Consider the following 20,902-nt stretch of genomic DNA (forward strand, 5'->3'; position numbering starts at 1 on the left):
GCGGCCCACGCTACTCGCGCGTGTTCACCACCGGGCGCGCCCTGCACAATGGTCGGGCCGGGCGTGCGCGTCAGCGGATGACGACCGGGGTTCCGACGGGCAACTGGCCGAGCCGATCAATCGCCTCCGGTCCCAGCCGCAGGCAGCCGTTGGAGATCGCGCCGGTCCGGGCGTCGTGATAGTGGAACGCCGTCACCGCGACGGGCGCGCCCCCGAACCCGTCGAGGGTCGGTGACTGCGCCGCGAGATAGACCAGCGGATGACCCCGGGTATACGTCAGCGACGGTTCGGTGCGCACCATCATCACGAACGAGCGGCCGAGCGGGGTGGGCGTTGCCTCGGTGCCCCACGCGTAGTCGTCGGCGATGCGTTCGCGTGTGCCATCAGGGGTGACGATGTCGATGGTGCGGGCCGCCAGATCGACCTCTACCGTCGCTCCCGCGGTCGACAGCTCCACGTCCTGCGCGCGCACCCATCCAGTGAGCTGCGCGGGGTTCCCCGCCGACGGCAGCGCCGCGCGACCGGTGAGGAGCACGTGCAGCCAGTGCTCCTGTCGTTCGATCACGGGCACCGTGGTGCCGTCGTAATAGTGATCGCGAGGCAGGGCGGCGACCGGCTCCCCCGTGGGGTCGGCGAACACGGGGATCCGCTCGGCCGTCGCCCGCGCCAGGTCGCCGGTCAGAGCGCCGTAGGGGTCGGCATCAACGGGGAGAGCGGGGATGACGGCGTAGACGTCGACCTGCGGCAATTGGTCGAGCGGGTACGACGCCGTGTTCGCCGGAAACCCGCTGGGAGTGGGAGATGCCGTGGGGATCGGAGAGGGCGTGTCCGCACGAATCGCGGTCGCGGCCGGCGCTGCGGCGCCGCCGCGATCGGCGAGCGCCCACACCGCGATGCCGCCGGCGGCCACCAGCACGGCAGCGACGGCCATGGCAATCCATCGGGCGGCGGGCCGCGCCGGCCGGGGGGAATCGGTCACCACCCCATCGTCCGTCCCCGCCGTGCGCGGGGCAAGCGCGGGCGCGTCACTCGGGAGAGATGGTCAGCCGTGAGATACGTCCGCCCGACAGCGAGAACGTCATCGGCCCCGTTCCGTTGTATCCGTCGCCGGCGACCGTGAGGGTCACCACGAAGGTGTCGGCGGCCGCACCGGGCTCGATCCCGACGAGGTCGAAGTGGGAGCGCTTGCCGATATTGTCCGTGCGATTCCATTCGGCGATCTCGCCCCGCCCGCGGTAAACCCTCCGCCAATCGCTGAGGACCGCGTCATCCGTGAACGCGGCGAGGAATCCCTCGTCGTCGCCGGCGTTGGTGGCGTCGATGAAGGCGGCGATGGCTGCGGGAAGCGGCGTGACGGTCATGACAAGTCCTTCCGGCGAATCGGGCTGCCCACAGCGTGCCCCCTCACCGCGCGCTCAGCAACCGCCTCCCCACCACGCTGTCGACTCCGGCCGCGACGAGCACGGCGAGAACGTACACGATCAGGTCCCGTCCGTCGAAGACGGTCCCGAGGAGAAGCGTGACGGGCGCGAACGCGCCGCCCCACTGCAGAGGCAGTCCGGTCAGCTGGAAGAGCTCGACGGCCGCGCACCATCCACCGGCGGTGATCGCGACGACCGCCGGGGCGAGACGCGGGGCGAGCAGCGCGACGCCGGCATACGCGGCGAGCGCGTAGAGCGCATCGCCCGCGATGTCGCTCGCGGCGATGTCGGGCGCGAGCGCATGGACACTCAGGCCCGCACCGACTGCAGCAAGGAGGGAGAGGGCGGCAGCCGTCCGCCGGAGGCGCGAGGAGGTCGACACCCTGCCATCCTGCGTCACGGGCGGTAGCGTCCCCGTGTGGGGTTTTCCGTGTGGGGGTTGCTTGTCAGCCTGGCCGTGCTCGCCCCGAACCTGCTTCTGCTGCGGTTCCCGCCTCGCGACGGCTATCCGGATGCCCGTGTCCCACGCGTGCTGGTGATTCTCGAGCGGAGCGGCCAGGCCCTGTGCGTGACGGTGCCGGCGATCACCGAGCCCGGGCCGCTGAGATGGGGATGGTCCGCGGCCGTGGCGGGAGGCGTTCTCCTGTACGGGGGCCTCTGGGCGCGGTACCTGAGAACGGGATGCCGCGTACGCGTGCTCTACGCGCCGTTCGCCGGCATACCGGTGCCGATGGCGATCGCGCCCGTCGTGGTGTTCCTGGCGACGGCGGCATGGGTCGCCAACCCCTGGATCGCGGGATCCGCGGTCCTCCTCGGGATCGGCCACATCCCTGCGTCCCTCATGCGGGCGCGCTCCCTTCCTGTCCTTCCGGACAGGGCGGACTGATCCCCCGGCCGGGGCGGCCGGATGCGTAAACGCGGAGGCTGGGGTCATGAGCGAAAACAACATGACCCCCACCCCAGCCGCGCCGCCCGAGCGACGCCGCCTGCCCCGCGGACGCGTTGCCCTCGCGAGCACAGCGGCGGCCGTACTGGTCGTCGGCGCACTCGCCTTCGGCGCCGCCGCGCGCAGCACCAGCGTCGACACCGAGCGCGAAGAGCTGGAGCAGCGCCTCCAGTCGATCGTCGATGCCGGATACCCCGCCGCACAGGCATCGATCACGCATCCGGACGGCTCGAGCATCGAGGTGCTCGTCGGTGACGGCGACCTCTCCTCCGACCGCGAGACCGCGGAAGACGGCGAGATCCGTGTCGGCAGCAACACCAAGATGTTCGTCGCGACGATCGTCATGCAGCTCGTCGAGGAGGGCCTGGTGTCCCTCGACGAACCGATCGACACGTACCTTCCCGGAGTCGTCGCCGGCGAAGGCATCGATGGCACGGCCATCACCGTCCATCACCTCTTGCAGCACACCGCCGGCCTGGCCGAGAACGCCGAGGAGTTCGCCCTGGACGCCTTCGCGACGCAGGAACTGTACGTGTCGGCTCGTGACATGGTGGACATCGGCCTCTCCCAGCCTGCCAACTTCGCTCCCGGCGAGCGCTTCGACTACAGCAACACGAACTACTTCGTCCTCGGCCTTCTCATCGAGCGCGTCACCGAGCGCGCACTGTGGGAGCAGATCGATGAGCGGATCGTGCAACCGCTGAACCTCGAGCACACGTATCTCCCCGGCCCTGCCGAGCGCGAGCTGCGCGGTGAGCACATCGAGGGCTATCACGCCGAATTCCCGGAGGACCTGCGGGAGATCACCGACCTCGACACGTCGACGGCATGGTCGGCGGGTGCGCTGGTGTCCACCCCGACCGAGTTGAACCTCTTCATGCAGGCACTGCTGCGCGGTGACCTCGTCAACGAGGACAGCCTGTCACTCATGCAGCAGACGGTGCCCGCCGGCGACCCCTTCCATGAGGACAATGCCTATGGCCTCGGCCTGCAGAGCTTCTCGCTCGAAGATGGCGGCCTGGCCTGGGGACACGGCGGCGACATTCAGGGGATGCAGACGCGCAACGCCGTGGCCCCCGACGGCACGGCCGTCACGATCGCCGTGAACGCACTCCCCTGGGCGATCGCCGATCCGGCAGCGGAAGAGCCCCTGCTGGAGAAGTACCAGGTGATCTTCGATGCCCTGGACGAGACGCTGGAAGATCAGTGATCCCGACCGACGGAAAGACGGGTGCCGGCGCGAGTACGCGCCGGCACCCGTCGTGGTTGACTCTGTCCATGCCCGTGCCCGCGACGCCCGCGCCCGCGTCGGGCTGGCGGGCCGCCATCGCGCCCGTGATCATCCTCGCGGTGGCGATCGGATACGTCGGTGTGGACTTCGCCGGCAGCTTCGATGACCCGGTGATCTCTCCCGTCCCGCCGGTCGCCCACGCCGGGATGGTGGCGCTGCAAGCCCTCGCTCTCGTGCTCCGCGGCCGTTTCCCCGTCACCGCCCTCGCCGCCGTCGTCGCCCTGGATGCGCTGATCCTCGGCACCAGCGGCGGTGAGCTGGGGATCGGGGCGCTCGCCGTCCTGTTCGCGACGTACGCGGCGTGGCGGCGCTCATCGTTCCCCGCCGCGCTCGTTCCGGTGGGAATCGCCGCGGCGGCGACCGTCGCGGCGGGTGCGGTCTCCATGGGCATCGCCGGGATGCCCGTCGCGGCGATCCTGATCGCGAGCGTGTCGAGGGTCGTCATCCTCTACGCGTTGCCCGTCGCGGCGGCGGAATACGCCCGGAACCGTGAGCAGCTCGCTTTCGCCCAGCGGGAAAGGGCGGTGCTGGTCGAGCGCGAGCGGCGGGAAAGCGCCGAGCGTGCTCTGCGCAGCGAGCGGACCGCCCTCGCGCGCGAGCTCCACGACGTCGCCGGACACCACCTGTCGGGCATCATCGTCTCGGCACAGGCCGCTTCGGCGCTGACCCGCACCGATCCCGAACGCGCCCGGCAGATGCTGGCCGCGGTGCAGGTCGACGCCCGCACCGCCCTCACCGATCTGCGCCGCACCGTCGGGCTCCTGCGCGACGATGATGCGGCCGGGGCAGGACCCCAGGTGCCCTCCGCACCACCGTCACTCTCCCGCATCCCTGCCCTGGTCGCCCAGGCGCGGGAGTCGGGCCGAATCGTGGACCTGGTCGTCGAAGGCGAGCTGCCTCCGCTGGGGGCGCTCGCCGAGACGGCCGCTTACCGGATGGTGCAGGAATCGCTCGCGAACGCCGCACGGCACGCCCCCGGCGCCGCATCCGAAGTACGGGTCGACGTCGATACGGACACGGTGCGCCTTCTCGTGCGGAACGAGCCCAGCGGGTGGGTGCCACGGAGGGAAGCCGCCGTACGCACGGACGGGTACGGCCTGGCGGGGATGCGCGAGCGCGCGCAGCTCATCGGGGCGCGACTGACGACGGGTGTCCAGCCCGACGGCGGTTGGGCCAACGAACTCGTGATCCCGCGATCACGAGAAGGGAACGCTGAATGATCCGCGTACTGATCGCCGACGACCAGTCCATCGTGCGCGCGGGACTCTCCGTCATCATCGGCGCCGAAGATGACCTCGAGGTCGTGGGCGAAGCCGCGGACGGTGCGGAGGCCATCGCGCTGGCGCGTGCGCTGCATCCCGATGTCGTGTGCATGGACATCCGGATGCCGGGAACCGACGGGATCGCCGCGACCCGCGCGATCACCAGCGACCCCGCGCTCTCGACAGATGTGCTGATCCTCACCACCTTCGACATCGACGAAGACGTCTTCGCCGCGCTGGAGGCGGGCGCGGCGGGGTTCCTGTTGAAGGGGGCGGACGAGGCGACGCTGCTCGGCGCCATCCGCTCCGTGGCCGCGGGCGACGGCACGCTCGACCAGCGGCTGACCCGCCGCATCCTGCAGGAGTTCACCCAGAGACGGCCGGGCGATGCGCATCGCACCGGCGCAGCTTCGACGGTGCCGCTGACCGAACGCGAACTCGACGTCCTGCGGCTGCTGGCCGAGGGGCTGTCGAATGCGGAGATCGCCCAGCGGCTGTTCGTCGAGACGACGACCGTGAAGTACCACCTCGCCCAGATCTTGCAGAAGACGGGCGCCCGCGATCGCCTGCAGGCCGTGTTGTGGGGCATCCGCACGGGCGTCGTCCCGATCGCCTGACGGCCCGGTGCGGGGCTCTCTCGAAGGGAAATCGCGATCCGACGGGGAACCGGCCGGCTCGTGGATCCGGAAGGGTCTTCAGGACAGGATGCCGGCAGCCCGAGCGGGTTCGGCGTATGCCGTTGCCAGCGTTGCGACGGTGTCGTGCGCGTTCAGGCCGCTCGGGTGCGGGACGACCCACGTCGGGACACCGGCGATCTCGTTGCTTTGCCGCCCCACCGCCGCGCGGGGGTATCCGAACGCCTGTCGGTAGGCCGTCACACCCAAGACCGCGACCACGTGCGGCTGCCACCGCCGCACATCGCCCGCCACACGCTCCGCGCCCTCCCGCAGTTCCTCCCGCGTCAGCTCGTCGGCGCGGGAAGTGGCCCGGCGGACGAGGGCCGAGATCCCGATTCCGGCGTCCAGGATCATCCGGCGATCCTCGTCCCGCAACGGCTCCGAGAATGCAGGGAGCCGGGGCAGGATGCCCGCGGCCACCAGCGCCGGGTAGAACCGATTTCCGGGATGGGCGAACGGCGTTCCCGTCGCCGCGGTCCACAGGCTCGGGTTGATGCCCACGAAGAGGAGCTTGGGCTTCTCCGGCACCAGATCCGGGATGGTGGCACCCCGGAACGACTCCAGTTCGGCGCGAGTGAACCCCATGTCACCAGTGCGGGTGGATGTCCGCCCGCAGGCGCTCGTCGTACACGCGGTGTACGGCCGCGTCGAACCCGCTGAGATCCACGTCGGACAGCACGGCCGCCGCATCCGCGTTCTTCTCCGCCTGTGCGACGCTGCTGGCCCCCGGGATGACGCTCGTGACGCCGGGCTGGGAAGCGATCCACGCGAGGGTGGCGGCCGGGAGGGACACCCCCTCGGGGAGCGCCTGGGTCAGTTCGGCCACTGCGGCAAGGCCGACCTCGAAATCGACGCCCGAGAAGGTCTCGCCGCGGTCGAACGCCTCACCATGCCGGTTGAAGGCGCGGTGATCGTCGGCCGCGAACGTCGTGTCGGCGGTGTACTTGCCCGACAGCAGACCGGACGCCAGCGGCACCCGAGCGAAGATCGCCACTCCGGCCGCGCGGGCGGCGGGGAGCACCTCATCCAGCGGCTTCAACCGGAACGGGTTGAAGATGATCTGGACGTTCGTCACGTTCGGCCGCGCGATGGCGGCGAGGGCCTGCGCCGTCGTCTCCACCGAGACGCCGTAGGCGGCGATGGTGCCGTCGGCCACGAGCGCGTCCAGCGCGTCGTACGTCGCGTCGCTCTCGATCACCTCGGTGGGCGGGCAGTGCAGCTGCACGAGGTCGAGGGTGTCCGTGCCCAGGTTGTGCCGGGAACGGTCCGCCCACGCGCGGAAGTTCCCCGGCGTGTAGTTCTCCGGCGTCTGCTCCACCCGGCGTCCGAACTTGGTCGCGACGAAGACGTCCGCTCCGGGATGCTCCGCGAGGTAGGCCCCGATGAACCTCTCGCTGCGTCCATCCCCGTACACATCCGCGGTATCGAACAGGGTCATGCCGCGATCCGCCGCCGTGGTGAGGATGGCGCGGGCTGCATCATCGGTGATCTCACCCCAGTCGGCCCCGAGTTGCCAGGTGCCCAGGCCGATGACCGAAACGGTGCGGCCGGTGCGGCCGAGATCACGCTGCTCCATGGTGTTCGTTCCTTCCGGCGCCGGAAGCTGCCCGGGCCGACTACGACAATGCCACGGATCCCGTCGCGACGGCACCGGCCCCGGGGCCGGACATCTCACCGTGCCCGCGCCGGGTATCTGGTCGCGTCAGCGCCGCCACAACCGCGCTGATGCCTCGGCCGCTGCGCGGTCGTGGATCTCCTGCCAGTTGCGGCCTCCCCGGGCGAACGCGACACGAACGCGCCGGGGAACATCCTCCTCGGAAACCGGGGCGTCCAGCCAGGAGCAGCGTCGGACGTGAACGAGGTCGACGCGCGCTGCGTCGGCGCTGCCGTCGTAACGCCAGGGTCCTTCGAGGTGCCCGAGCCAGAAGAGCCCGTCGACGTCCCGGGTCCACACGAAGGCGCCATCGGGGACAGCAGCGAATCGCTCGAGGCGGCGCGCCATCCGCTCATCGTGGTGGGCAGCCAGGCCGGCGGTCGCCTCCCCGAGCGACCGCGGCTGCGACGCCAGGATCCCACCGAGGCCGCACAGACCTTCCGAAAGGGCGCGCTCCACCGCTGCACCGTCCGGCACGTCGTCGTTCCGCGACCGCATCGGAGCGCGGAACGCGCGGGGGAACTCGGTCACGCATGTCATCCTCCCAGGCCCCGGTCTGCCGCGCCCGAGACGCCGGCGCAGAGCGGCACCCACTCACCCGCAGCCGACGGCGAACGTACGCGCCCGTTTGGGCATCCCCGCTCCCCGGCATCGAGCTCGGGTGTACGGCTGGTAACGTTCCCCAAGCCCCGGGGCACTCAGCCGCGGGGTCCGATCGCCCGGAGTCACATGATGAGCGAGCCCACGAGCCACCCCGGCGACTCCCCCCGGCGCCCGACCGTCAAAGAGGTCGCCCAGCACGCCGGCGTGAGCCCGATGACGGTGTCTCGCACCCTCGGCGGCGGCACCAACGTGCGACCCGACGTCCAGGCGCGCGTGTGGGCAGCCGTGGAGCAGCTCGGCTATCACCGGAACGAGAACGCACGCAGCATCCGGCCCGGACAATCCAGCGGTCTTATCGGCGTCGCGATCACGAACATCGCGAACCCGTACTACAGCACGTTCGCGTTGGGCGTCGAGGAGCAGGCCGCGGGCACGGGCCGGCGCATCCTTCTCGGTAACACCTCGGAGGACGGCGACCGCGAACGCCAGTTGATCAATGACTTCCTGGGCCGCCGAGTCGACGGGCTCATCGTCGTCCCGGCCAGCGGCGACCACGAGCACCTCGAACGAGCAGTCGCGCAGGGCCTACCCGTCGTACTGGCCTCCCGCCGCGCGGACGGGTTCGCGGTCGACAGCGTCGTCCTCGACGACGAGGGCGGCGCGTACCGCGGCACGCTCGCCCTGCTCGATGCGGGACATACGCGCCTCGCCTACCTCGGCAACGCCCGCTCGATGTTCACCGGACGCCGGCGGTACGTCGGATTCGAGCAGGCGCACCGCGACCGCGGCGTCCCGATCGACCCCGAACTGATCGGCCCGGGGCAGCAGGACGTCGCGCAGGCCCGGGAGGCGATGCGGACCCTCCTCGAGCTCGCCCATCCCCCGACGGCAGTGTTCTGTGCCAACAACCGCAACGCGATCGGCGCCGTGGAAGAGATCGGCCGTCAGATCCGTGACCTGGGCCGGTCTGCGGCGGAGCTGCCGGAGGTGATGAGCTTCGACGATTTCGAGCTCTCGGCCCTCATGCCGGTGCCGGTGAGCGTCATCGGCCACGACGCACGTGAGCTCGGTCGTGAGGCAGCGCGCCTGCTGCTCGCCCGTCTCGACGGCGCGGGCAACGACCCGGTGCGCGAGGTTCAGATGCCCGTCACTCTCACGCGGCGTAGCCGATAGGTCTCCCGAATCGGGCATTGACCCCCGCGAGGCGCGTTGGTAACGTTACCAGCCAAGCGACGACACGAGGAGGTGGGCCGTGCAGCTGTGCATAGACTTCGGCGGCACCGAGATCAAGACGGGGATACTGCGCGACGGCACCCCTCTCGCGGTCGACGTCCTGCCCGTCGCCGGGACTGCGGAGGATCTCGTCCGAGCCGCCGCGGCGGCTGACGGGCTCATCGCCCGCGTGGGCGCCGTCACCGCCGTCGGGATCGCCGTCCCTGGCGTGGTGGACCGCAGGACGGGGCGGATGCTGCACGCCAACGCCAAGTACGGCTATCTCCGGGATGGCGGCAGCGAGCCCTCCAGCGCCGGAGTGGATCTCACGGCTTGGGCACGCGAACGGTTCGGTGCGCCGGCCATCATCGAGAACGACGCCCGAGCGGCACTCGCCGGCGAGATGGCCTCGGGAGTGGCGACCGGAGAACGAGACGTTGTCCTCGTCACCCTCGGCACCGGCATCGGCACGGCCGCTGCGATGGACGGTCGCCTCCTCTGGGGCGCCCACGACCACGCCGGCATCCTGGGCGGCCACGTCACCACAGATGTGCATGCTCCGCTGTGCCCGTGCGGCAACGTCGGCTGCGGTGAGTCGCTGGCCAGCACCCGAGCGCTACGGGAAAGGCGCCCCGACCTGGCGGGCATGGATGCGCTCGTGACTCTCAGCACGACCAACGCGGCGGCATCGGCGCTCTTCCAGGAGTTCCTGCAGGTCTGGGGCGCGACGATCGTCACCCTCTGCCACATGTACGACCCCGATCTCGTGGTGCTCTCCGGCGGCGTCCTGCGTGCCGGCGCCCGCATCGCGGATCCCCTGCGCGAGCACGTCCACCGCCATCTGTGGCCGTCGTCACACCGGCCGCCCTTGGTCATCGCCATGCAGCCCGAGCTGTCCGTCCTTCGTGGCCTCGCCGTCCTTTCCGCATCCGCATCCGCGACCGCCAAGGAGATCGTCCGTTGACCGGAACCATCGGTGACATGCACAGCGGTCATACCGTCCGCGGCACCTACGACACCCAGCCGACCATCGCCCTCCCCCACGGCGAGCGCATCGTCCGGGGTGCCGACGCCTGGCTCCGCGCTGCCGCCGCTGCTGAGGATCAAGCCGCCCGCGGCAATCGCGCTCCGCGGCTCGTCGTCGACACGTATCCCGGCACCGACCTCTCTGCCCTGATCGACAGCATCCGTTCTGCGCTGCCCGCGTGGAGCGTCGTCGACGTCGAGCAGGCCGCGCGTCCGCTCGCGGTGATCGACGCCATGATCGCCGGCAATCTCACCGACGACCGTGTCTTCGGGGTGCTCAGCCACGCCGTGCTGGAGGACTTCTACGACTCTGAGGCCCTCCAGCGCCTGGATGTCGACGGAGGTCGGCCCACCGTTCTCGTCGGCTGGGGCGCCTCTCTCGTCGGCGCGGCAGACGCCACCACACCGGCCCCCACCACGATCCTCGTGGACATGGCCCGGTGGGAGCTGCAGCAGCGTCAGCGCCGCGGAGCGACCAACTGGCACTGCGACAACGCGGACGAGGACAATCTCCGCAAGTACAAACGCGGCTTCTTCGTCGAGTGGCGTGTCGCCGACCGCCACAAGCGCACCCTCTTCCCCACTGTCGACTTCGTCGTGGACGGTAACGCGATCTCGCCCTCGCATGCCCAAGACGCCCACGAGTTCGGCATGATTACGGGCGAGGCGTTCCGCGGCGCGCTGCGTGACGCGACGGCCCGGCCGTTCCGTGTCGTTCCGTTCTTCGACCCCGGCGTGTGGGGCGGTCAATGGATGAAGAGCGTCATCGGACTCGATCCATCGCAGCCGAACTACGCGTGGTGCTTCGACTGCGTGCCCGAGGAGAACTCGCTCCTCCTCCGCGAGTCAGCCCACGCCGACGGCGGCGGGGAAGGCGGCGGCAGTGTGATCGAGATCCCCGCGATGGATCTCGTTCTCTCCCAGCCCGTCGACCTCCTGGGCGAGAAGACATTCGCACGGTTCGGGGCGGAGTTCCCCATCCGCTTCGACTTCCTCGACACGATGGGCGGTGGCAACCTCAGCCTGCAGGTGCACCCGCTGACCGACTACATCCAGAACACGTTCGGCATGCATTACACGCAGGACGAAAGCTACTACCTCCTGGATGCGGGCGACGACGCGGTCGTGTACCTCGGCACCAAGGAGGGCATCGATCGAGAACGGATGCTGCGCGACCTCGAGGTCGCGCAGGGCGGCGACGCGCCGTTCCCCACCGAGGAGTACGTCAACACCTTCCCGGCGAAGAAGCACGACCACTTCGCGATCCCCGCGGGCACCATCCACTGCTCGGGCGAGAACTCGATGGTTCTCGAGATCTCGGCGACCCCGTTCATCTTCACGTTCAAGCTGTGGGATTGGGGCCGCCTCGGCCTCGACGGCATCCCGCGGCCCGTGCACCTGAAGCACGGCGCGAGGAACATCCAGTGGGACCGCGACACCGCCTGGGTGACCGACAACCTCGTGGATCAGGTGGAGGTGCTCAGCAGTGACCACGGGGTCATCGAGGAACGCACCGGGCTTCACGAGCTCGAGTTCATCGAGACCCGCCGGCATTGGTTCACCGAGCGCGCCGCCCACGACACCGCGGGCACGGTCAACGTGCTGAACCTGGTGGAGGGCGACCAGGTGCGCGTCGTCAGCCCCACCGGCGCGTTCGAGCCGTTCCTCGTGCACTATGCCGAGACGTTCATCGTCCCCGCATCCGTGGGCGCCTACGTGATCGAACGCACCGCCGACGCGCGCTCGGAGCGCTTCGCGACCCTCAAGGCCTACGTCCGCGGCACGGAACGCACGCGCGACGCCCCGTCCGAAGCGCAGACCGCAGCCGCGAACCACGACGAAACCACAAACCCCGCCGAACCCGCGGGCCACAGGCCCACTGCAGGCCGCACCGAGCCCGACGGCCCTGCTCGCACCGCACACGGCATCACCCGACCCCTGCAGCCCACCCCGCGTCCGTAAACCGCACCCGCCGCGTCCCGACCAACACCGCATCCCGCCACACACCGCACCCCGACGCACCCCACTCAGAACCACGCACCACCCGAAACCCCTCACGAACGAAGGAGTTCACATGTCCTCTCGACGAATCCTCGCCGGCTCGCTGGCGATCGTCGCTCTCGCTGGCGCCGCGCTCACCGGATGCTCCGGTGGTGGCGGCTCCTCCTCCGCCGGCGCGACGACCGGCACCCTCAACTTCGCCACGGACAAGGCCGCGTGGAAGGGCGACTTCGAGTCGCTGAACACGGTCAGCTCGGAGGAGGAAGACATCGACCTCAAGGTCACCGGCTACTCCGACGCCGACCAGTACGACGCCTTCATCAAGCAGTCGTTCCGCACCTCGAAGGCCCCGGGCCTGTTCACCTGGCACACCGGCGAGTCCCTCAAGGAGCTCGTCGATGAGGGCCTCGTGGCCGAGACGACCGACATCTGGGACAACGCCCTCGAGGAGGGCTGGGTCAGCGAGAGCCTGCGCGACTCGTACACCTTCGACGGCAAGCAGTACTGCGTGCCCATGAACATCGCCTACTGGGTCATGTTCTACAACAAGGACCTCTTCGAGCAGAACGGCGTCACCGTCCCCACGACCTGGGACGACCTGAACACGGCTGCCACGACCCTGAAGGATGCGGGAGTCACGCCCTATTACCAGACGAGCACGCTCTTCACCTTCCAGTGGTTCCAGCACCTCGTCGCCAGCACCGACCCGGAGCTCTACGAGGGGCTCTCCACCGGCGAGGTGAAGTACACCGACCCCGAGATCGTCGATGTCATGAACCTCTGGCTCGAGGAGATGGAGAACGGCTGGTTCAGTGACGCCGGCAGCTCCACAGATCCCGCCGTCGGGCTCAAGCAGGGCGACTTCGCGATGATCGACTTCGGGACGTGGTACGCCGGCAACCTCGCCGGCGCAGGCATGACGAGCGACGACTACGGCATGTTCGTCATCCCGGCTGTGAACTCCGACCTCGAGGCGACCCCGGTGGCCGTCGAGTCCGGGCCCATGTGCGTCGCCGAGAACTCATCGCAGAAGGACCTGGGCCTGGCGTACTCCGAGTGGTGGATGTCGGACACGGCGCAGAGCGCCTGGAACGACGCGCACGGCGACGTGGCGTTCAACCCGAAGGCGACGGTCTCCGACCCCGCACTCGAGGAGCTCGGCACCCAGATCTCCGGCTCCGACTACGTGCTGTACGACCGATTCTTCGAGGCCATGCCCAGCTCCGTGCTGAACGTCGCACTCGAGCAGTTCGGCGCCTTCATCGCCAACCCGGGCGACCCGATGCCGTCCCTCGAGACCATCCAGGCCGAGGCCGACACCTACTGGGCCTCGCAGGAATAATCCGCGAGGACGTCTGAAAGGTCACCGATGACGACGATCACGACGTCGAAGACGGATGCCGAAAGGCCTCTGCTGCCGACGACTGCGGAGCCGAGGCCGTCCAAGACGCCGTACCAGTGGTCCGCCCGGGGCTTCATCGCCCCGGGCGTGCTCCTGGTCGCGGTCCTCCTCTACCTCCCGCTGCTGTGGACCGTGTACCTGAGCTTCACCGAGTACAACGGTCTCGGCAGCCCGGACTGGGTGGGTCTCGACAATTACGTCGAGATGTTCTCGGATGCGGGATTCCTCGTGTCCGCCGGTAACACCCTGCTATGGGTGGTCGGCACCCTGATCGTGCCCGTCGGCATCGGGCTCGCCATCGCCCTCCTCACCTGGAACCTCGGCGGGGGCATGTGGCTCCGCCTCCCGTTCCTCATCCCCTACGCCCTGTCGGGCATCGGGGTCGGCGTCATCTGGTCGTTCATCCTCTCCTCCGGCGGGGCGCTCGACCAGGCGCTCCTCCTCGTCGGCATCACAGATCCGCCGCGGTGGCTGCTTGATTCGCCGCTCAACACGGTCGTGATGATCTTCGCGTCGGCGTGGCAGGGCGTCGGGGTGAACGCGCTGCTGTTCACCATCGGGTTGCAGTCGATCGCGAAGGAACCGCTCGAGGCCGCACGCATCGACGGCGCGGGCGGTTTCCGCCTCTTCGGCAGCATCCTGTGGCCGATGCTCCGCCCCCTCACCGCCGTCGTCGTCGGGCTCTCGATCGTCGCGAGCCTCAAGACCTTCGACATCGTCTGGGCCATGACGAAGGGCGGTCCGGGTACCGCATCCGAGACCCTCGCGCTCACGATGTACAAGGAGACGTTCGTCAACAGCGAGTACGGGCTCGGGTCGGCGGTCGCGGTGTTCCTCACGATCGTGACTCTGCTGGCCTCCGTCATCTACCTCCGCCAGCAGCTGTCCCCGAAGCACGAGATGTGACGAGGCTCACCATGAAAAGCATCCGCTACGCCGTCCTGGTGATCCTCGGTCTCGTCTGGCTGCTGCCGGCGTACCTCCTTGTCATCAACGCGGCGAAGAACCCGCTGACGTTCACGACGAAGACCTCGTGGATCCCGACCGACTTCCACCTGTTCGAGAACATCGCCGAGGCCATGACGCTCTCGGGCCTCGGCAACAGCGTCGTCGCCACCCTCATTTACGCGATCGCGTCGCCGCTCATCGCGGTCGTCGTGGGCGCTGCCGCCGGCTTCGCGATCGTCGCGCTGCGGCTCAAGCGCGGGTTCCTGTGGTTCGTCGTGATCTTCGGCGGCACGGTGTTCCCGCTACAGATGGTGCTGCTCCCCCTCTTCGACGCGTACTCCCGAGTCGAGCTCTACGACACCCGCGTGGGCATGGTGCTCGTGTACACCGCGATCTCGATCCCCTTCGCGGCGTTCGTGATGCGGAACTTCTTCACCGGTGTTGCGCACAGCGTGTTCGAGGCGGCGGTCATCGATGGTGCCAGCACGTGGCGCATCTTCACGCGCATGTACCTCCCCATCGCCTCCAGCGCGCTGGTCGCGATTTTCATCCTTCAGGCGACGTTCGTGTGGAACGACCTGCTGCTCGGGCTCACTCTCAGCCAGTCCGACGACATCCGCCCGATCGTCACGACTCTTGCGGGCATGCAGTCCACGTACGGCGGAGCGCAGCTGTCGACGGTGCTGGCCGCGGCCGTGCTCGTCTCGCTGCCGACGGTCGTGCTGTTCCTGTGCACCCAGCGCTTCTTCGCCAAGGGCCTGGCCCTCGGCCAGTACTGAATCCCACGAAAGGATGCTCGTGCTCTCTGCCATCCCCACGGTCGACGACCTCGCGGCCGATGCCGTGACGCACCACTTCGACGACATGATCGCGCCCCAGGGGCTGACGAACTTCCTCGGCACCGTGCGCGTGGATCACGATCTGACGGCGATCAGTGCAGTGCAGTTCCCGCCGGTGTCGCAGGCTCTCACGCAAACGGCGGTGCTGTTCGTCGATGGGCGGCTGTTCGCGTCCTACGGCGTCCCGGTGACTCACACCTGGCGGCCCGACCGTGTCGTCCGTACGGCCGTCGTGCGCGGCTGGGAGATCACCACGACCACCATCGCCGTGCCGGGGCAAACCGCGGTGGCGATCGACGTGGTCGTCCGCAACACCGGCGACAATGAGCGCGGCATCCGCCTCGGGCTATCCCTCGCCGCCCGGGTGACCCGCGCCGAGGGGGCATGGCGCACCGCCGAGTCGCCGAGCGACCGCAACGATGTCGCAGCCGACGACCGGCGTCTCGTCTTCCGCTCCCACGACGACAGCGCGTGGAGCGTGCAGGGAGTCGACGTGCCTGCCTCTGCCCGCCTCAGCGGCGTCGCCGACCTTCCCGACGCGTTCGACACCGGCATCGGCGGCAACGGCCGCGGCGGCGACGTCACCGTGGAATTGACGGCACCCGCCGGCGGGACAGCGCGGTTCGGGTACGTCAACGCGAGCGGCACGTCGAAGGACGAGGCGGATGCGGCGTACCGCGCCGCGATCGCCGACGTGCCGGCCACCGTCGCGGAGACGGAGGAGTTCTGGAACGGTCAGCTCGCTGCACCCTTCACCCCGGGCAACGCCGAGTACTCCGGTCACCTGCCCACGCTCGAGACGCAGTCGCCGGTTCTCCGACGGCTGTACTGGTGGAGCATCCTCGGGGTGATCTGGTTCCGCCGCGACTTCGCCGGCAACGTGCTCGGGCGCACCTACGACACGCTCATGCCGAACTACTGGGGCACGACGACCTTCATCTGGGACTACAGCCTCAGCTCCCTCAGCCACGCGCTCCTCGACCCGGAGGAGATGCGGCGCCAGGTGTCGCAGTGGATCGGTCTGGACACCCACACCCATTTCGGCACCTCATCGTTGACGGGTGAGACCGTCGGCAATTGGTACTCCGTGAACGACTTCGCCATGACCCGGCTCGTGAACGACTACGTCCGGGTCAGCGGCGACATCGAGTTTCTCGGCGCTCGCATCGGCGAGCGCGGGGCGGTCACCGCCTCCCTGCAGTACTGGGCACAGGCCTGGCGTGATCTGCGCTCCTCCGCAGGGCTCGCCGACTATGGCGAGATCGACAACCTGCTCGAATGCGTGAGCTCCTACACGCACGAAGTGGCGAGCCTCAACGCGGCGAACGTGTGGAACCTCCGCACCGCCGCCGATCTTCTCGACCGCGCGGATGACGCAGATGCCGCGGCCGCCCTCCGCACGGAGGCGGACGCGCTGCTCCCCCGCGTGCTGGAACTGTCCCTCGAAGGGGAGGGCTTCTTCGCCGCCGGCCAGCCGGACGGCACCCGGCTGCCCGTCCGGCACTGCTACGACTTCAGCATCGTCGGCACGACCATCGCGGACGACCTTCCACCGGAGACCAAGGCCGACATGGTCGCCTTCTTCCAGCGTGAGCTGCAGACGGGCAACTGGATGCGCGCCCTCTCGCCGTGGGATCCCGACGCCAGCTACAGCCTTCGACCCGACCACCAATGGAACGGGGCCTACCCGGCCTGGCCCGCCGATGCCGGGCGCGCACTCGTGCAGCTCGGGGCGCCCGAGGTCTTGCTGGACTGGCTCGAGGGGCTCTCGCACACCGCGAACCAGGGGCCGATGGGTCAGGCGCACTTCGTCGAAGAAGCGGTGCCCGGCATAAACGGTGGCGCACGAAAGGCTCCGCCTCAACTGCCGTACATCATCGACTGGGCGTGCTCATCGTCGGGAGCCTGGTTCGAGTTGATCGTCGAAGGCGTGTTCGGTGTGCGAATCGGTCCCGACGGCGAAGTCACAGCCGGTGGATGCATCGCCGACCTCGACCCGACCGCCGCCCTCCGCGGCCTCCGCGTCGGCGGCCGCCTCATGGACATTTCCGCAGATGGCACCGTCGCAGCATCCGCGAGCTGAACCCCCCGGGAAATCCCACCGACGTCACGAAGGAGTGACCCTCATGAACAGAATCTCTCTCGCTCGCACCGGCATGATCTCCGCCGCAGCACTCATGCTGACGCTCGGACTCGCCCCCGCGGCACACGCGACCGCCGCCGACAGCGACCGCGGTCACGGCGGGGACACGTGCGCGCTCGCCACGCGCACGCTCACGGCCACCGCATCCATCAACCAGCCCCTCACGCAGCAGTTCACCGATTACGGCAACACCGGCGGTGCATGGACCGGCGGCGACAGCACGTTCTCCCTGCCCCTCAAGCACGGCGACGTCGGGTGGTTCTTTTCGGACACGTTCCTGGGCGAGGTGAATCCCGACGGCTCCCGACCCCGGGACTCGCTGTTCGTGAACAACTCCATCGTCGTGCAATCCAGGGCCGGCCTCCGTACCGTCACCGGCGGCACCCCCGGCCAGCCCGATTCACTCGTCTCGACCGGCGAAGCCAACTCCTGGTACTGGATCGGCGACCCCGCGGAGGGGCGTGGCAAGACGGTCCAGATCCCGCTGCTGCAGTTCGAAAAGACCGGGACGGGCAGCTTCGACTTCCGATGGGTCGCGAACCGACTCGCGACCCTCGACGGAAAGACGCTGCAGCTCATCGACGTCACCGACCTGCCCTCCGAGCGCGGCATCAACTGGGGCTCGTGGACGCTCCAGGAGGGCCGCACAACCTACACCTACGGGATCGAAGACGTCGCGGGCGTCCGCACCGCCTTCGTCGCCCGCACCACCTCGGGCGATGGCCTGAAGGGCGTGTGGGAGTACTGGAACGGCAGCATGTGGTCGGCGAACGAGGAGGATGCTGCCGCAATCGCAGAGAACGTGGCAAACGAGTTCAGCGTCGAGAAGTTCCGCGATGGGTACCTCATGGTGACGCACGACACGTCGGAGCTGTTCAGCACGCGGGTGGTCGCGAAAGTCGGCTGCTCCCCGACCGGTGTCTTCACCGGCGACACGGAGTTGTTCCGGACGCCCGAGACGGGCGCTGCGGGCAGCTACGGCGACCCGGACGTGTTCACCTACAACGCGCACTCGCACCCTGAGCTGACGCGCGGCGGCACCTTGCTCGTGACGTACAACGTCAACACGTTCGACAACGTCGGCGACGTCTACAACGACGCGAGCATCTACCGTCCGCGGTTCATGGACGTGCGGCTCACCGTCAGCCGCTGAGCTCTCGCGCAGGAAGTGTGAAAGGTGTCCCTGCGCGACCGGTCACTCGTGCCACCCGAGCTCGCGTCCGATGGCGTGGACAGCCGCGAGCTGTCGAGTGTTGAAGTCCACGCCGAGCTGGTTGGGAATAGTGACGAGAACGGTGTCCGCTGCGGACAGTGCCACATCGTGTCCGAGACGTTCGACGAGATCTTCGGGCTCACCGATGAATGAGGCGCCATACCGGTAGGCCGTGCCCTTGAGAACACCGATCCCCTCGTCCCGGTCGAGGCTCGTGCCGAAGTAGGCCCGGCTCTCCTCGTCTACGAGCGGAACGATGCTGCGGACGACGGTGACCCGGGGGCTCCACGACCACCCGTGCTTCCGCCAGGCATTCCGAAAACCCTCGATCTGTTCGAGTTGGAGCTCGCTGAACGGGATGCCCTTCTCATCGATGATCAGTGTCGAGCTCATGAGCCCCAACCCCTGTTCCGCCGCCCAGAGCGCCGTGTTGAGATTGCCGGCACCCCACTGAACGCGCTCATGCAGGGTCGAAGACTGTGGGCTCACCGGCAGACGGCCGGAGCCGGCGCCATGCTCCGGGTTCGGGGCGGCGATCGCCGCCCCGCGGATGGCGGCAAGCGCCTGCTTCGTGTGCTCCCGCGCCATCTCCCCGGGCTCCTGACCCGCTGCGGGAACGTGGCCGAAGTGCCGATAGCCACGGTCGGCCGCCTCGGGCGAGCCGCGTCCGACGCCGAGTTGCACACGCCCTCCGGAGAGCAGATCCAGAGACGCTGCCTGCTCGGCGAAATAGAGCGGGGACTCGTAACGCATGTCGATGACACCGGTCCCGACATCGAGCTGCCTGGTGCGTGCGGCAATGGTGGCCAGCAGCGGGAAGGGCGAGGACTGCTGTTCCGCGAAGTGGTGCACCCGGAAGTAGGCACCCCTTATGCCGATCTCCTCGGCGGCGACGGCGAGATCGACAGACTGCGAGAGCGACTCACCGGCCGATCTCACACGCGAGCCCATCCCCCGACTCCAATACCCGAACGAGAGGAATCCGATCTTCTTCACGCCACTCCTTCATTCACCCGCAACTTGATCATTCAAGTAGAACCTAGGCCGTCTAACTTGAACAATCAAGTCACCTGTGCGACATTGGCGTGGAGGGGGAAGCATGAGCCACAGGCCACCATTGAGCCACGACGAAGAGTCCGCGTGGACACAGCTGCACATCATCGCGCAGTGCCTCCCCACCGTCATGGAGCAACAACTGCGTCGCGACGCGGGTCTGGGCTACTACGAGTACGCCGTGCTCCTGACCCTGCACCGTCAACCGGACCACTCCGCGCCGATGAACGAGCTCAGCGCGATCACGGCCGGCTCTCTCTCTCGCCTCTCCCACACCATCACGCGCATGACGGAGCGCGGGCTCGTGACTCGGGAACGCCGCGGCACGAACCGGCACGTCACTCTCACCGAGGCCGGGCGCCGCACCTTCCTCGCCGCCGCGGCCGGACACATGGATCAGATCCGGGAGCAGGTGCTCGACCACATCCCTCCGGACATGCTCGCGTTGCTCGGCGAGATCCTCCGCCCCGTCGCCGAGCACCTCCGTGGGACAGTGCCGCGCGGCTGACACCGAGGCCTGGTCCACGTCTGACCAGACGGCTTCGCGGGGCCACGCAGCGTGACGAGCGCGGTCCCCTCCCGGGGGCGGAAGCCCGCGCGCTCAGGCCTCGGAGTCGGCGCCGGAACCGGACATCGCGGCAGGATTAGGGGTGGCCGAACTGCATATCCGGGAAGCCCTCCCCTCGGACGACACCTCGGTGCTGATGCTCATGACGGAGTACATGACCTGGGCGTTGGCGACGTTCGAGAGCACGTACGGGTTCTCCATGGAGGCCGCTGCGGAAGACACCCCCGCGTCGTTGCACCGCTTCCGGCGTCCCCGCGGGCTGCTCGCGCTGGCAGAGGTCGACGGAATGCCGGCCGGGGTGGGAGCTGTGCGGGCGCTGAATCCCGATGTGGTCGAGATCAAACGGATGTACGTGCGTCCCGAGTACCGCGGCGCCCACCTCGGATCTCGGGACGTGCGTCCCGAGTACCGCGGCGCCCACCTCGGATCTCGGATGCTGGATCGGCTACTCGATGGTTCCCGCGACCACTTCCAGGCGCAGATCATCCGGCTGGACAGCAACCGCTTCATGGGGGACGCACACCGACTCTACGAATGCCGCGGTTTCGTCGAGCGGGCACCGTACGACGAGACCGGCATCCCGTCCGCCCTCCGGCACCTCTGGCGGTTCTACGAGCGCTCCCCCGCGTAGGCCAAGGCGCCG

At 68.9% G+C, this 20,902-nt stretch carries 21 protein-coding genes; 14 read left to right on the top strand and 7 right to left on the bottom strand.

Features of this window, described 5'->3' with window-relative positions:
* Positions 1–70: 70 nt before the first annotated feature.
* Genes AC4FS1_RS05765 through AC4FS1_RS05775 form a run of 3 tightly spaced genes read right to left on the bottom strand, consistent with a single transcriptional unit; the run spans position 71 to position 1,803 of the window.
* The gene (locus tag AC4FS1_RS05765; protein WP_491153299.1) at positions 71–979 is read right to left on the bottom strand and encodes a L,D-transpeptidase; all 909 of its coding nucleotides are present in this window, start codon (positions 977–979) and stop codon (positions 71–73) included.
* 46 nt (positions 980–1,025) lie between these two features.
* Positions 1,026–1,361, bottom strand: a complete 336-nt coding sequence (locus AC4FS1_RS05770; protein WP_491153300.1) for a nuclear transport factor 2 family protein — start codon at positions 1,359–1,361, stop codon at positions 1,026–1,028.
* A gap of 43 nt (positions 1,362–1,404) precedes the next feature.
* The gene (locus AC4FS1_RS05775) at positions 1,405–1,803 is read right to left on the bottom strand and encodes a DUF2809 domain-containing protein (protein WP_491153301.1); all 399 of its coding nucleotides are present in this window, start codon (positions 1,801–1,803) and stop codon (positions 1,405–1,407) included.
* Between the two features lie 36 nt (positions 1,804–1,839).
* On the opposite strand from AC4FS1_RS05775, the gene AC4FS1_RS05780 reads away from it, so the two are divergent.
* The 4 genes from AC4FS1_RS05780 to AC4FS1_RS05795 all read left to right on the top strand — a co-directional run bounded on the left by AC4FS1_RS05780 (position 1,840) and on the right by AC4FS1_RS05795 (position 5,537).
* Positions 1,840–2,307 (top strand): hypothetical protein, encoded by a 468-nt coding sequence (locus AC4FS1_RS05780; RefSeq protein WP_491153302.1) that lies wholly within the window; start codon positions 1,840–1,842, stop codon positions 2,305–2,307.
* 46 nt (positions 2,308–2,353) lie between these two features.
* Positions 2,354–3,577 carry a serine hydrolase domain-containing protein gene (locus AC4FS1_RS05785; RefSeq protein WP_491153303.1) on the top strand — a complete coding sequence of 408 codons (1,224 nt, stop codon included), beginning with the start codon at positions 2,354–2,356 and terminating at the stop codon, positions 3,575–3,577.
* A 68-nt stretch (positions 3,578–3,645) separates the two neighbouring features.
* Positions 3,646–4,878: a sensor histidine kinase gene (locus AC4FS1_RS05790; protein ID WP_491153304.1), complete on the top strand. Its 1,233-nt coding sequence runs from the start codon at positions 3,646–3,648 to the stop codon at positions 4,876–4,878.
* Positions 4,875–5,537: a response regulator gene (locus AC4FS1_RS05795; RefSeq protein ID WP_491153305.1), complete on the top strand. Its 663-nt coding sequence runs from the start codon at positions 4,875–4,877 to the stop codon at positions 5,535–5,537. The genes AC4FS1_RS05790 and AC4FS1_RS05795 overlap by 4 nt, the downstream gene beginning before the upstream one ends.
* 78 nt (positions 5,538–5,615) lie before the next feature.
* Here the strand turns inward: AC4FS1_RS05795 and AC4FS1_RS05800 are convergent, their stop codons facing one another.
* The 3 genes from AC4FS1_RS05800 to AC4FS1_RS05810 all read right to left on the bottom strand — a co-directional run bounded on the left by AC4FS1_RS05800 (position 5,616) and on the right by AC4FS1_RS05810 (position 7,782).
* A complete protein-coding gene (locus AC4FS1_RS05800; RefSeq protein ID WP_491153306.1) occupies positions 5,616–6,182 on the bottom strand; it encodes a mismatch-specific DNA-glycosylase in 567 nt (188 codons plus the stop codon).
* A gap of 1 nt (position 6,183) precedes the next feature.
* Positions 6,184–7,173 carry an aldo/keto reductase gene (locus AC4FS1_RS05805; RefSeq protein ID WP_491153307.1) on the bottom strand — a complete coding sequence of 330 codons (990 nt, stop codon included), beginning with the start codon at positions 7,171–7,173 and terminating at the stop codon, positions 6,184–6,186.
* Positions 7,174–7,299: 126 nt separating this feature from the next.
* A complete protein-coding gene (locus AC4FS1_RS05810) occupies positions 7,300–7,782 on the bottom strand; it encodes a GAF domain-containing protein (protein WP_491153308.1) in 483 nt (160 codons plus the stop codon).
* A 201-nt stretch (positions 7,783–7,983) separates the two neighbouring features.
* On the opposite strand from AC4FS1_RS05810, the gene AC4FS1_RS05815 reads away from it, so the two are divergent.
* The 8 genes from AC4FS1_RS05815 to AC4FS1_RS05850 all read left to right on the top strand — a co-directional run bounded on the left by AC4FS1_RS05815 (position 7,984) and on the right by AC4FS1_RS05850 (position 18,578).
* The gene (locus AC4FS1_RS05815; RefSeq protein WP_491153309.1) at positions 7,984–9,027 is read left to right on the top strand and encodes a LacI family DNA-binding transcriptional regulator; all 1,044 of its coding nucleotides are present in this window, start codon (positions 7,984–7,986) and stop codon (positions 9,025–9,027) included.
* Between the two features lie 79 nt (positions 9,028–9,106).
* A complete protein-coding gene (locus tag AC4FS1_RS05820; protein ID WP_491153310.1) occupies positions 9,107–10,030 on the top strand; it encodes an ROK family protein in 924 nt (307 codons plus the stop codon).
* Positions 10,027–12,054 (top strand): class I mannose-6-phosphate isomerase, encoded by a 2,028-nt coding sequence (locus tag AC4FS1_RS05825; protein WP_491153311.1) that lies wholly within the window; start codon positions 10,027–10,029, stop codon positions 12,052–12,054. The genes AC4FS1_RS05820 and AC4FS1_RS05825 overlap by 4 nt, the downstream gene beginning before the upstream one ends.
* A 112-nt stretch (positions 12,055–12,166) precedes the next feature.
* Positions 12,167–13,435 (top strand): ABC transporter substrate-binding protein, encoded by a 1,269-nt coding sequence (locus AC4FS1_RS05830; RefSeq protein ID WP_491153312.1) that lies wholly within the window; start codon positions 12,167–12,169, stop codon positions 13,433–13,435.
* Between the two features lie 27 nt (positions 13,436–13,462).
* A complete protein-coding gene (locus AC4FS1_RS05835) occupies positions 13,463–14,401 on the top strand; it encodes a carbohydrate ABC transporter permease (protein WP_491153313.1) in 939 nt (312 codons plus the stop codon).
* A gap of 11 nt (positions 14,402–14,412) precedes the next feature.
* Positions 14,413–15,222, top strand: coding sequence for a carbohydrate ABC transporter permease (locus AC4FS1_RS05840; RefSeq protein ID WP_491153314.1), 810 nt, complete (start codon positions 14,413–14,415; stop codon positions 15,220–15,222).
* A gap of 19 nt (positions 15,223–15,241) precedes the next feature.
* Positions 15,242–17,365 (top strand): glucosidase family protein, encoded by a 2,124-nt coding sequence (locus AC4FS1_RS05845; RefSeq protein ID WP_491153315.1) that lies wholly within the window; start codon positions 15,242–15,244, stop codon positions 17,363–17,365.
* A 43-nt stretch (positions 17,366–17,408) separates the two neighbouring features.
* Positions 17,409–18,578, top strand: coding sequence for a DUF5005 domain-containing protein (locus tag AC4FS1_RS05850; RefSeq protein WP_491153316.1), 1,170 nt, complete (start codon positions 17,409–17,411; stop codon positions 18,576–18,578).
* Positions 18,579–18,620: 42 nt separating this feature from the next.
* Here the strand turns inward: AC4FS1_RS05850 and AC4FS1_RS05855 are convergent, their stop codons facing one another.
* Positions 18,621–19,634 (bottom strand): LLM class flavin-dependent oxidoreductase, encoded by a 1,014-nt coding sequence (locus AC4FS1_RS05855; RefSeq protein ID WP_491153317.1) that lies wholly within the window; start codon positions 19,632–19,634, stop codon positions 18,621–18,623.
* A gap of 103 nt (positions 19,635–19,737) precedes the next feature.
* Here AC4FS1_RS05855 and AC4FS1_RS05860 point away from each other — a divergent pair, with 103 nt between their 5' ends.
* Together AC4FS1_RS05860 and AC4FS1_RS05865 are read left to right on the top strand one after the other, a co-directional pair.
* Entirely contained in the window at positions 19,738–20,199 is a 462-nt protein-coding gene (locus AC4FS1_RS05860) for a MarR family winged helix-turn-helix transcriptional regulator (RefSeq protein ID WP_491153318.1), read from the top strand.
* 142 nt (positions 20,200–20,341) lie between these two features.
* Complete coding sequence (locus AC4FS1_RS05865; RefSeq protein WP_491153319.1) at positions 20,342–20,890, top strand: GNAT family N-acetyltransferase; 549 nt, start codon at positions 20,342–20,344, stop codon at positions 20,888–20,890.
* The last annotated feature ends 12 nt before the right edge of the window (positions 20,891–20,902 follow it).

Source organism: Microbacterium sp. Z12_35 (assembly GCF_058310475.1).